Raw genomic sequence first — 12,144 nt, 5'->3', positions numbered from 1 at the left:
TTATGTTTTATCCGGCTTACATTCATTCTGACTCAGACGGAAGTGCCAGCGGTTTTTTCCCTGACGTTCCAGGTTGTTTTTTTGCAGGTGTTTCCCTGGATGAGGCTTTTCAGGATGCTCGTGATGCTCTCACTGCACACTTCGAAGCGCTGTTTGAAGTAGAGGAAACATTGCCTCTTCCGGGTAATGTTGAAACACATCTGGAAAGTCGTCCTGATGACTTCATTGGTGGGCAATGGCTGCTGGTGGACATTGATATGAAACAGTTTGATGGCAGGGCAGAGCGTATCAACATCACCATGCCCCGTCGTTTACTGGTAAAGATTGATTCCTTTGTCAGTGAGCATCCTCAGTTTAGCAACCGAAGCGCATTTCTGGCTGAGGCAGCACGTCGCGTGCTGCCCCGGTAAAAATTAATTATACAGAGCTGCTGTTGCTTTCAGGATATCTGCAAAGGAATAGATATCATCGACTGTCGTTATTGGGTGACGCGTTTCGTTTTTTTCTATGTCGAAAAGTCCGATGTATTTTTGCGTGCGATTAAAATGCAATCGGCAAAGGGGTTTGCGGTTGTTATCATCCACAAGGATACCAAAGTAGCTTTTGGTATCTCTGTGAGTGATACGAGGTGCCTCCAGTACCGCTCTGGTGATTGCTTTAACAATATGATATCCCTCGAGCTCCTCTAGCGTTGTTACCACATCGCTTTCGTCTTTATGTTCGTCTTCCTCAATATGCGATGACTCATTTGGAGTTTCGATGATCGCTGGGGTTATGCCTGTAATGGCTGACTTGAGGCGCTCATTTACCTGATCATTTATGTACTGGCTTGCAGCTTTTTTAGTCAAATTTAAAAAAGACTCTCTGACTTTTTGGGTGAGAATCCCATCATAAACTCGGGATGCAAAAAATTTCACAAAGTCATCTTCAGGGTTATTTAGCTGAGAATGCAGGATTTTTTTGATTTGGCTGACATATTTTAATTCACCAGCAGCATTGATAATTGATTCCAAATCAAACGAAGATTTAGTTAATTTTTTTTAACTCAGGTATTATATTTTCGTCAATATCAAGAAGATCTACCTCCAAAAAAGGTTTTTCATCCATTTTATTAGGAGCATCCAGATCGGTAAAGAATTTATAATTTTGTCCATTGGTGAGGATTGAGATTCTGGCATTTGTTACATGAAAATACCTGAATAACTGCGAGGTATGATTTATATTCAATGGTTCGCCAATTTTTTTACATTCAATAAGTATCTGTACATCATTGTTTTTCATTATAGCATAATCGATTTTCTCACCTTTTTTTGTACCGATGTCACAGACAAACTCAGGTGTCACCTCTGAAGGATCAAAAACATCATAGCCCAGGACATTATGAATGAACGGCATTACAAATGCAGTTTTTGTTGCTTCTTCAGTATTAATTACATCAAGTTGTTGTTTTATTTTATTTGATAAGGCATTTAACCTTTCAGTGAATTCCATGGGATATCCTTATTTTGAGCTGTGTGTCTTTATGGAATAACACTAAAATGCATGTCAGACAATGGTATGTCTGAGTTGAACGGCTGCAAAAAAACAATACCGAGGGTTAGATCACATTGTCTTTCAATCTATGATAATCAGTGAGCTCGGCATCACCGAGCTCGATAAAAATATTATATATTAATAAAGGTGATATTATTCTTGTTTATGCTTCATCCACCCAAATCCGCATTTCTCCTTCTCCCCGGTTAGCCCAACTAAACCAGGGAATAAAGGTCAGCGTCTGGGGCTGACGTTGTACCGGCGAGCGGTCATACTGCCACAGCGCATCCTTGTCCTTCACGTGACAGCCAATCCCCTCTGCCTGTATCAGCATCTTGTGCGCGAAAATCCCTTTCCCTTCAAAGACCCGGAACTCGCTGTCTTGCGGCAAGGAAAGGTTATGCAGATTGGCACCGTTATCCGCTTCTTCCAGGCAGTAAACCAGCGGTCCGCGCTGTAGCGCGACTTTCCCTGCCTGCTGGCGTACCTGCGGGTTTCCATACACCCGGCGAACGGGCATCGGTAGCGTCAGCGTGACGACATCTCCTTCTTGCCAGTTTCGGGTCAGGTAGAGATATCCCCGTGAAATTTCTCCTGTAGTGTCTTCACCGTTCAACGATACGCCAGGCGCCGCGCACCAGTCCGGCAGCCGCAGGGCTAGCGTATTCGTGACGGGAACAGGTGAGGTAATTTCGATTTTCACCTGTTCATGCCACGGGTAGTTACCGCTAATCCGCAGCGTCAGAGTTTCATCGCCAACCGGAATGACGACATCGTTGCCGACGTAGAGATTAATAAAAAGCGCATCGTGGCGAACGGTATAAATGTAATGCCCCAGCGACGTCAGCACGCGGGCGATATTCGGCGGGCAACAGGCGCAGCCAAACCAGCGCTGGCGGACGGGTTTCACGTGATCGTAGATATGGTTGAACTTCAGGGTTTTCGGATGTACTTCCAGCGGGTTTACATAGAAGAAGTGCTTACCGTCCAGCGCCATGCCGCCGAGTACCGTGTTATATAGCGCGCGCTCCATCACGTCGGCGTAGTGACCGTCGGCCTCCATTTCCAGCATCCGGCGGGCAAACATCATCAGACCGATGGAGGCGCAGCTTTCGGCATATACCGTATCGTTGGGCAGATCGTAATCGCTGCTAAAGGCTTCCCCGCTGCTTTGCGACCCAATCCCGCCGGTAATGTACAGCTGGCGCTGGACCATGTTGTTCCACAGCCGCAGGCAGTCCTGGCGTTTTCCTTCGTCATGACTCAGGCGCGCCAGATGCGCCATGCCCGCCATCAGGTAGACAAAACGCACCGCGTGGCCGATGGCCGTTTGTTGTTCAGCAAGTGGCTGATGTGCCTGGCTGTAGGCTTTGTCCTTGACCATCCAGGCGGGCCCGTAGGTGTTCCAGTATGATGTTCTGCCGCGCTTCTCGTATTCGATATCATAGAAGTGAGGCTGGACACCGCGTTGTTCGATGAAATATTTCACCAGTGCCAGGTAGCGTGGCTCCTGCGTGATGTCGTACAACCGCATCAGCGCCAGCTCTATTTCCGGGTGACCCGGATAACCGTGTAGCTGGTTCTCGCCGGGGCCAAACACGCTGTCGATGTGATCGGCCAGTTTGCACACCACCTCCAGCAGACGGCGTTTTCCGGTTCCCTGAAAATATGCCACGCCAGCCTCAATCATGTGTCCGGCACAATACAGCTCGTGGCATTCAGCCAGATTCGTCCAGCGCGCTTCAGGGGCTTTCACCGTGAAATAGGTGTTGAGATAACCGTCTTCGCATTGTGCCGCCGCAACCAGCTCAATTACCTCATCAGCAGTTTTTTCCAGGTCTGAGTCAGGTTTCTGACACAGGGACCACGCTACGGCTTCCAGCCATTTTGCTACGTCACTGTCCTGAAACACCATGCCGTAGAATTCGCCTTTCTCCAGACCCGCCGCAATACGGAAGTTGGTGATGGCGTGGCTGGGTTCGGCTTCCGTCACGCGATCGTTCAGCGCATCCCACTGGTAGGGGATCACCACATCGCGTACCAGCCGTTGATATTGCCCGAGAAACGGGTCGTTAATTTTCAGTTTATGCAGGTCGGCTTCCATTATGGACATCTTGTTCTCCTCAGGACTGTACGTGACGCTGGCGCAGGTCGGTGGCAATGCGCGACATCATTGGATTGTTGAGTCTGCACCAGCGAATTGAGACAGCCAGCAGCAGGTGGAAAAGAGCAGGGAGTAATGTCTCCATGGCGGTGATACCTTGCAGAGATGCCGGCGTCTGGTTACCGGCACCAGGTTGATAGGCTACGGCGATAAACACCAGGCTGATGATCCCGGCGCTGGAAGCCCATGCGAGCTTGATGAAAAACAGGTTAAAGGCGAAGTTCATGCCCGACGAGCGCACGCCGTTTTTCCATTCGCCGTAGTCGTCGGCGAAGGCCATCAACGAGAAGTGCAGCGGCAGCGTAAAACCCAGGATGACGCCGTTGCTCAGGATTACAATCAGCCAGAGCGTCTGGTAATTTGGTCCGCCGGGCAGGAACCACATTCCCGCCGCGAGCACGGCCAGCACCAGGTTGGTGTAATAGTAAAGTTTGACCGTATCAAAACGGCGGGACAGCGGGTTAACGATCACCGCCCCAAGAATGGCCGCAAAGGTCACCATGGTAAAAAACAGTGAGGTGTAGGCGGTGCTGCCCTGAAGCACGTAGGTGATGAAATACATGTACCCGCTGCCGCGGATGTTAAAAACGTTGATCAGCAGGAAGGACATCACCAGCATTAACAGCAGTTGGTCGTTTTTACGCAGGCCAGCCAGGTGCTCGCGCAGAGTGAATTTACCCATCAGTGCCAGCGGGACACGCTCACGTACCCAGAAAAAGCAGCACAGGAACATCACCACGGCGACGGCGCACAGCACGCCCACGCCAAGCTGATAACCCTTCGCGGCATTACCCTGTCCTAATACGGACACCAGCCACGGCAGACCAACAGACACTAAAAATCCGGCAACGCCGCACAGCACAAAACGCCATGACTGGCAGGAGATCACCTCGTTGTGTCGGGTTGTCATGGTGTTGATCAGCGCGCAGTAGGGCACGTTGATGGCGGTATAGCCTACGGATAACAGTAAATAGGTACCGAACGCCCAGGTAATTTTTACTCCCATGCTGGCTTCCGGGACGGTGAAGGTCAGTACGCCGATGATCCCAATCGGGAACGCGACCCACAGCTGCCAGGGGCGAAAACGTCCCCACCGGCTTTGCGTGCGGTCAGCAATCACGCCCATTACCGGGTCGGAGATGGCATCAAACACGCGTAATGCAATAAACAGCGTGCCGACAAGGGCGGGCGTCAGACCAAAGATATCGGTATAGAAAAAGGTGAGAAAGTTCATGATAAGACAGGTAATGACCGTGCCGCCCGCGTCACCCAGGCCATAGCCTATTTTTTCGCGAACTGAAAGGCGGTCATCTATTGCCGGTTGTACAACGTCAGATTCTGTAATCGGTGTGGAAGTCATGAGGTAACTCCTCGGTAATCGATTTTTATCGTATTTATGCAAGTACCCCATTTATTCTGCACCGAACGACAGGGCCAACAAGGGAAGGGAAAAGTATAAAAAGATGACAATTCCGACCTGATGCTAAAAATGTGAGTTGGATCGGGAAGGGATATTAATATTTATTAATAATCAATGAATAAACTCAATTTCCATGACGATAAAAGCGGGATGGTGAATACCGATGCTTGAATTATCCATAGCGCTTCCGATTAAGGTACAAAATGGCGGGTTATTTATTTCCCGAGGTGTGGGTCGTCATCCGGCGCGAAAGCTGGCGTCGTGGGAAATAATTTTTGTCGAAAAAGGGACGTTAACGATCCTGGAGGAAAACACCCTTTTTGAGGTGAAGACTGGAGAAAGTTTATTGCTTTGGCCGGATCGGCGGCACGTTGGTGTGGAGGATTTCCCGGCAGATCTCAAATTCTACTGGCTGCACTTCGAAGTGGAAAACACAGGGCAGGGCTCCCCCTCTCTGGCAATAGAACAGCATTGCAGCGTCAGGGATGCGCAATATGTCATTTCTCTGTTCCGTCAGTTTCTGAGTGAGCAGGAAAAATTACAGCGTAGTATGGCGCTGGAGCTCCTTTTACTCCTGATTTTGCAGCAAGTTTCGCTCTCTTCGGGGTATGAGGACAAAATGGATGAGGCTGGAGCCGCAATGGCGTGGAAGGCGAAACAGCTTATTCGCACACAATTTCATTTACCCCTCTCTACTTCGAAGCTCGCCAGAGAGTTGCACTGTAATGCCGATTATCTGGGGCGCGTGTTTCGTCGCACTTTTCATTTAACCCTGACGGAGGCGATACATCGCCAGCGCGTCAGGGCGGCGGAAAAGCTGTTGCTGGATGGCTCTGCATCGCTCACCGAAGTGGCAACCCGCTGCGGGTTTAATGACGTGGGCTATTTCCGGCAGATATTTACCAAACACACGGGCTTAACACCCGCCGTCTGGAAACGGCGGTACTGTAAGGAGCACATCAATTCCGGGTGATTACTGCCCGTAATAGGCATTCGCCCCGTGCTTGCGCAGATAGTGCTTATCCAGTAACTCCTGTTGCATCACCGGTAGCTGCGGTGCCAGCTGACGTGAAAACAGGCCCATACAGGCGCACTCTTCCAGCACCACCGCGTTGTGTACTGCATCGGCCGCATTTTTTCCCCAGGCGAACGGACCGTGAGAATGGACCAGCACTGCCGGAATTTGCATCGGGTTTAAGTCGCGCTCCTCGAAGGTTTTGATGATCATTTCCCCCGTCTGATATTCGTATTCCCCGGCTATTTCAGCCGTGGTCATCAGCCGTGTGCAGGGGATCGCGCCATAAAAGTAGTCGGCATGCGTGGTGCCCCATGCAGGTAAATCCAGCCCCGCTTGCGACCAGATAGTGGCGTGGCGGGAATGCGTATGGACGATGCCGCCAATCTCAGGGTAACGGCGATACAATGCAAGATGCGTTGGCGTGTCGGAGGAGGGCTTTTTGCTGCCTTCGACTACCGCACCCGTGGCAAGATCAACCACCACCATGTCGTTTGCGGTCATCACGTCATACTCTACGCCGGAGGGTTTGATCACCATTAGCCCGCTTTCGCGATCGACCGCGCTGACGTTGCCCCAGGTAAATGTCACCAGCTGGTGGGCGGGAAGCGCCAGGTTTGCTGCCAGCACTTCAGCTTTGAGTTGTTCTAACATGTCATGCCTCCTTCCTGCATACGGGCTTCAATCCAGCGACGTGCCTGGATGATTTCCAGTACGGGCTCTTTTGCTTTTTCAGTCCACATTTCAATCAGAAACGCGCCGCGATAGTTCAGTTGGTTCAGCGTGCTAAACACGCCGACAAAATCAACGCAGCCTTCGCCAAACGGCACATCGCGGAACTGTCCCGGGCTGTTTTCAGTGACGGGTTGGGTATCTTTCAGGTGTATTGCAGCGATACGGTCAATGCCCAACGTCAGCTCGGCGGTGACATCGTTGCCCCACGCGCTCAGGTTGCCGACATCCGGGTAAACGCTAAACCACGGTGAAGCGAGCATGTCGTCCCACTTTTTCCATTTGCTGATCGAGTTCATAAAGGCGGTATCCATGATCTCCACTGCCAGCATCACCTGTGCCGCAGCGGCTTGTTCTACCGCCCACGCCAGCCCTTCAGCGAAGCGTTGTTGAGTGCCTTCATCATGTTCTTCGTAATAGACGTCATAACCTGCAAGCTGAATGGTGCGGATACCTAAATCACGCGCCAGCCTGATGGCTTTGGTCATGATTTCGCGGGCGCGCTCGCGCACGGCTTCATCGCGGCTGCCAAACGGGAAACGACGGTGGGCAGATAAGCACATGGATGGGATCGACACGCCGGTTTCCAGCATGGCTTCAACCAGCGATGCACGCTGCGTGGTGCTCCACTCAAGACGTGACAAACGTTCGTCAGTTTCATCAACCGACATTTCGACAAAATCAAACCCGCAGCTTTTCGCCAGCACCAGACGTTCCGGCCAGGTGAGATCTTTCGACAGCGCTTTTTCGTAAATACCTAACGGATGCTGACGCATGGTTACTCTCCCCAGATGTCGCGGATTTGTGAATGGAATGCCTGTGCCACCTGCGGTGGCTTTTCAGCACCAGCCAGCGCGCGGCCGGCAATAAAGGCTTTGACGTTAATCTGCTTAAACAGCGGCAGGTCGGCAGGAGTGATCCCGCCGGTAATCGAAAGCTGTAAACCGATGTCGGAGAGCGCTTTCATTTTCGCGAGATCCGCTTCGCCCCACTGCTGACCACTCGCCTGCGCGTCGCGCCCGCGGTGATAGATGGCCTGTTTCACCCCGATGTGGTGCCATGCGCGTGCATCTTCCAGCGTCCAGTTACCAAACAGCTCCATCTGGATTTCGCCGCCGCAGCGTTGAGCGACGTCATGGCCTTTTTTAACGGTCGCCAGCGGTGCCGCGCAGATGATGGTCATCCAGTTCGCGCCTGCACCGAACGCCTGTTCTGCCAGCGTTTCTCCAGCGTCGGCTACTTTCCAGTCCGCCACGATGATTTTGTCCGGGCACTGTTCACGAAGGGCACGCACGGCCTGTAAACCCTCGGTCAGACACAGAATGGTGCCCGCCTCGACGATATCAACGTGATCCGCAAGCAAAGCGACATCGCGCTGTGCGGCCTGAAGTGAGGTATGGTCGAGCGCCAGTTGAAGTAATGGACGGCTCATAGGTCGAACTCCTTAACACGGGCGTGATAGCCCTGTAGTGCGGTAATCAGTAACTGGTAGCGGTGATATTTGCGCTGGTAGGCAGCATGGGCGCGCATATCGGGTTCAATGACCCTGGTGTCGTGTCGCAGGGCACGCTGAGCGGCGTGGAAATCGGTATAGATGCCCGTACCGACAAGTGCTGCCAGCGCCGCACCGGAGCAACCGGTCTCTTCCACCTGCGGTAGTTCTATTGCCAGACCGCTGACATCTGCCAGCATTTGCATCCACACGTCTGAATGAGTGGGGCCACCCGTGACGCGCAGCGACGTCACGTGTGTAAAGCGTTCCAGCATGCGGTTCAGGTGGGTCATGTGGCTAAAGACCACGCCCTCATAAACCGCCTGCAACAGATGGGCCCGGGAGTGGAGTGCCTGCATTCCGTAAAAGCCGCTGGTCATCTCCAGACCAGCGTTGCTCCCATAGAGGAACGGCAGGAAAAACACATCGCTTTCTGCCTTCGGTAAGCTGGCAACGGCATCGTTAATCTCACTGAACGAGACGTCACCCCATTGCGCTGTCAGCCACTCCAGGTTGCCGGATGAGGTCGGGCTGGCTTCGTGCACGATGTACTGCTGCGGGTGCACATAGCGGCCATACACATAAGGAAAGGGTTCGTTATCGCGAATGCCGTTGGCGATCCCGCTGGTCACGGCCCAGGTTCCCATCACCGCGTTAAGCGTGTTGTCATCATGGAGTCCGGCGCAGATCGCGGTGGAAACCACATCAAACAGCCCGCCAACGACGGGAGTACCCGCCGCCAGACCGGTAAGCGAGGCTGCCTGAGCGGTGATTTCCCCGCAAATTTCTGCGGAGCCGACAATCGGCGGTAGTGCACCGTCAATTTCGCTGATATCAAGCCAGCGTGTGAGCTGTGGATCGTACTGAGCAGTGCTCATGTTGTAGAGATTGGACTCCGAGATATTGCTCTCTTCGCAGCCTTTTTCCCCCGTCAGACACCAGCGCAGGTAGTCGTGCGCCATCATCACGCAGCCAATCTGCTGATACCGCTGTGGTTCGTTCTCTTTAACCCAGCGCAGGAGCGAAGTCGGATGCCCGGTCCATAGCGTCTGGCGAGTATGCGGGTACAGTTTTTCGGGAATGCCGTCCTGCTGCCAACGCTGCACAATCTCCAGTGCCCGACGGTCAGAAGAGAGCATGGCGTTTCCCAGCGGTTGATCCTGTTTATCAAGCAGAAACAGCCCTTTGCCCTGAGCCGAAATACCGACACCTTTGATCTGCTCGCCATCGACCCTGGCATTTTTGAGCAGCAGTGCGACGGTCGTGTGGCAGTGCTGCCAGAGCTGGTGCATATCCCGCTCAGCATAGCCAGGACGTGGGCTGAGAGTGGCAACCGAACGGCGCTCAATACAGACCTCTTTTCCCTGACGGGTGTATAAACCGGCTTTCAGATAAGTACCGCCACAATCGATACCCAGCCAGAAGGGCTCTTTTTCACTCATCTTTGATTCTCTTGTGTTGCTCCCTCTCCCGGTGGGAGAGGGCTGGGGTGAGGACATCAGGCCGCACGTTTATGTGGATTCACCGTGGGATTCGGCTCAGAGCCGGCATCGCATTTCGCCGGTAACAGCAGGGCCAGCAGCGAGGCCAGCGCCAGAGAGACCGCCAGGCAGTAAACCCCTGCGTCTTTGCTGTACAGCGTGATAAGCACGCCAACCGCATAAGGGCCGCAGAAGCCACCGAGATTACCCAGGGCGTTAATCACGCCGCGCGCACCGCCCGCCATTTCGGCGCTAAACAGACGCGCCGGAATAGTCCAGAACACACCCGCAGCGGATTGCAGGAAGAAGCCGCAGCCCACCAGCGCGGCATAGGCCAACCAGGTGTTCTCTTTTAGCGCCACAGAAAGGAACATGCAGAGCGCGAAACCTATCAAGGGCAGGGAGACAAACAACTTGCGCTTGCCGGTACGGTCAGAAAGAGACGAGAACAGGAACATGCCCGCAATCGCGCCGATGTAAGGCAGAATGGCGAGCATCCCTACCTGGCCGATACTGGTATGCGTCAGCTCTTTCAGGATGGTTGGCAGCCAGAGGGTGTAACCATAAATTCCGGTCTGGTAGAAGAAGTTCAGGGCGATCAGCTGCCACATGGTTTTGTCGGACAGCACTGCGCTGAGCGAGGCATTTTTCACCTCTTTACCGGCAATCGCCAGCTGTTCCGCCGCCAGCGTTTTCACCAGGTAGTTTTTTTCGGCTTCCGATATCCAGCGGGCTTCTTGTGGACGGTCATACACGGTGAATGCCCAGAGCACCAGCACCACAACGGACATCAGCCCTTCAATAATGAACAGCCAGCGCCAGTCGAGCGCGGTGATGATCCAACCCGACAACGGTGCTGTGATGATCCCTGCAATGGGCACAAACATAATCACAATCGCGTTGGCGCGACCTCGCTCGGCATCCGGGAACCAGTTACTGATCATGGTGAGCACAACGGGCAGCATCCCGCCCTCCGCCACGCCGAGTAAGAATCGCAGCACCAGAAGCTGATACTGATTCGTCACGAGACCCGTGAGTACCGAGATCACCGCCCAGGCGACCAGCGACCAGCCGATAAACTTCTTACCACTACCATGAACAGCAATTTTGCCACCGGGAACCTGCAGGAACAGATAGCCGATAAAGAAGATACCGCCCGCCAGGCCAGCCATTGTGGCGGATATACCTAATTCTTCATCCATACCACCTGGCATCGCAAATGCAATATTCACTCGGTCCATATAAGAAATAATGCAGGCGATAAGAATAGGGGGGATGATTCTTAGCCAGCGCTGGCGCGGAATATCCGCATGTAGAGCTTGAGAAGTCGTGTTCATATTTAATGTCTCAGTAAATGTAACCGGAATAAGATTTTTATTTTTATTGTGTCGCTTTTTTCATGGCGCTAATGCCGTCGCGCAAAATGGCAATGCGATGGCTGACGTCAGCATTAGCATTTATTTCCAGCAATTTAATACCGGAGAATTTTAATGTTGCGGCGCTCGCCGCAGTAAAGAGTGTTTTTGCGTGTTCAGTGGTCAGTAAACTGTCGGCGCAGAATGAAGAAAATGGTGCATGGAGATCCTGCCAGTCACCGTATTCACCGGTTGCTGTTGTCCCGGAGAACATCAGCGCGCCAAGCTTTCCGGCGTTGAGTGCGGTCTGAACATGCTCAAGCGGAAGGGCGGTGTTACGACCTTCGATGGCCGAACGTGCCCAGTTGATGCAGACGCTGATATCCGTATCTTTCACCACTTCCAGTACCTGCTCCAGGGGTAAAAACCCCTTACGCGGAGCGAGTCCGGTCATAGCATCGCAGTGCTCAAGAATCAGATCGCATGACCAGTCCCAGTCTGCTATTTCACGAATGGAGCGAGAGAATGCCTCGGTGGCGTGTTCGACAGAGGCATTACCTGCCTGCGGTGCTGCCTGCATCTCCAGGGCGATCACTTTCCCGGGGTAACGGGCATTCAGGGCGTCAATTTTCTGGTGCAGATGGCGATAGAATTCGACGCAGGCCTTACGCTGTTGCTCGTCGGCGGAGGCCAGACCGAACGCGCCGTTGGTGCCACGGCGGCGCATGGTTTCCATTACTGCCGTCACGACGATTTGCCAGTCCCCTGGCGTATGACGGAACAGCCATTCATCACCAAACGGATGCAGGTTTTCCAGGCAAGGTTGTTCCAGCCCGCGGATGTTGGGCGTGTCGGAAAGTTCCCGCCAGAAGGTTTGTTCTTCTTGTTCCCCTTTCTGGTGAAACGAAGGTGCGCAGGGGTACGCACCAATAATAAAACCGGTGTTGGTCAT

General features: G+C 53.0%; 10 protein-coding genes and 1 pseudogene. 2 read left to right on the top strand and 9 right to left on the bottom strand.

Annotated features, from left to right (window positions below):
- Positions 1–2 precede the first annotated feature (2 nt).
- Positions 3–410 (top strand): type II toxin-antitoxin system HicB family antitoxin, encoded by a 408-nt coding sequence (locus AC0XWG_RS06185; RefSeq protein ID WP_108089340.1) that lies wholly within the window; start codon positions 3–5, stop codon positions 408–410.
- A gap of 3 nt (positions 411–413) precedes the next feature.
- Here AC0XWG_RS06185 and AC0XWG_RS06180 read toward each other — a convergent pair.
- From AC0XWG_RS06180 to AC0XWG_RS06170, 3 genes and pseudogenes are all read right to left on the bottom strand, one after another.
- Positions 414–1,491: pseudogene (locus tag AC0XWG_RS06180) on the bottom strand (type I restriction endonuclease).
- A gap of 205 nt (positions 1,492–1,696) precedes the next feature.
- A complete protein-coding gene (locus AC0XWG_RS06175) occupies positions 1,697–3,646 on the bottom strand; it encodes a glycoside hydrolase family 127 protein (protein ID WP_475680462.1) in 1,950 nt (649 codons plus the stop codon).
- A 10-nt stretch (positions 3,647–3,656) separates the two neighbouring features.
- Positions 3,657–5,057 (bottom strand): MFS transporter, encoded by a 1,401-nt coding sequence (locus AC0XWG_RS06170; protein ID WP_475680461.1) that lies wholly within the window; start codon positions 5,055–5,057, stop codon positions 3,657–3,659.
- A 223-nt stretch (positions 5,058–5,280) separates the two neighbouring features.
- Between AC0XWG_RS06170 and AC0XWG_RS06165 the strand changes: the two genes are divergently transcribed.
- Positions 5,281–6,090 (top strand): AraC family transcriptional regulator, encoded by an 810-nt coding sequence (locus tag AC0XWG_RS06165; RefSeq protein ID WP_108089343.1) that lies wholly within the window; start codon positions 5,281–5,283, stop codon positions 6,088–6,090.
- Here the strand turns inward: AC0XWG_RS06165 and araD are convergent, their stop codons facing one another.
- Genes araD through AC0XWG_RS06135 form a run of 6 tightly spaced genes read right to left on the bottom strand, consistent with a single transcriptional unit; the run spans position 6,091 to position 12,144 of the window.
- Positions 6,091–6,786, bottom strand: a complete 696-nt coding sequence (gene araD, locus AC0XWG_RS06160; protein WP_475680460.1) for an L-ribulose-5-phosphate 4-epimerase — start codon at positions 6,784–6,786, stop codon at positions 6,091–6,093. It abuts the gene before it with no gap.
- Positions 6,780–7,640 carry an L-ribulose-5-phosphate 3-epimerase gene (locus AC0XWG_RS06155; protein ID WP_475680459.1) on the bottom strand — a complete coding sequence of 287 codons (861 nt, stop codon included), beginning with the start codon at positions 7,638–7,640 and terminating at the stop codon, positions 6,780–6,782. Before AC0XWG_RS06155 ends, araD begins: the two co-directional genes overlap by 7 nt.
- A 2-nt stretch (positions 7,641–7,642) precedes the next feature.
- Complete coding sequence (gene ulaD, locus AC0XWG_RS06150; protein ID WP_028018238.1) at positions 7,643–8,296, bottom strand: 3-keto-L-gulonate-6-phosphate decarboxylase UlaD; 654 nt, start codon at positions 8,294–8,296, stop codon at positions 7,643–7,645.
- Positions 8,293–9,798: an FGGY-family carbohydrate kinase gene (locus tag AC0XWG_RS06145; RefSeq protein ID WP_028018239.1), complete on the bottom strand. Its 1,506-nt coding sequence runs from the start codon at positions 9,796–9,798 to the stop codon at positions 8,293–8,295. The genes ulaD and AC0XWG_RS06145 overlap by 4 nt, the downstream gene beginning before the upstream one ends.
- Positions 9,799–9,854: 56 nt before the next feature.
- Positions 9,855–11,174 carry an MFS transporter gene (locus tag AC0XWG_RS06140; RefSeq protein ID WP_028018240.1) on the bottom strand — a complete coding sequence of 440 codons (1,320 nt, stop codon included), beginning with the start codon at positions 11,172–11,174 and terminating at the stop codon, positions 9,855–9,857.
- Between the two features lie 43 nt (positions 11,175–11,217).
- Positions 11,218–12,144, bottom strand: a complete 927-nt coding sequence (locus AC0XWG_RS06135; RefSeq protein WP_475680458.1) for a DUF4862 family protein — start codon at positions 12,142–12,144, stop codon at positions 11,218–11,220.

It is taken from the genome of Enterobacter sp. DVT3837 (assembly GCF_056238685.1).
The sequence above is the reverse complement of the archived record's forward strand: the minus strand, read 5'-3'. Positions and strand labels throughout refer to the sequence as shown.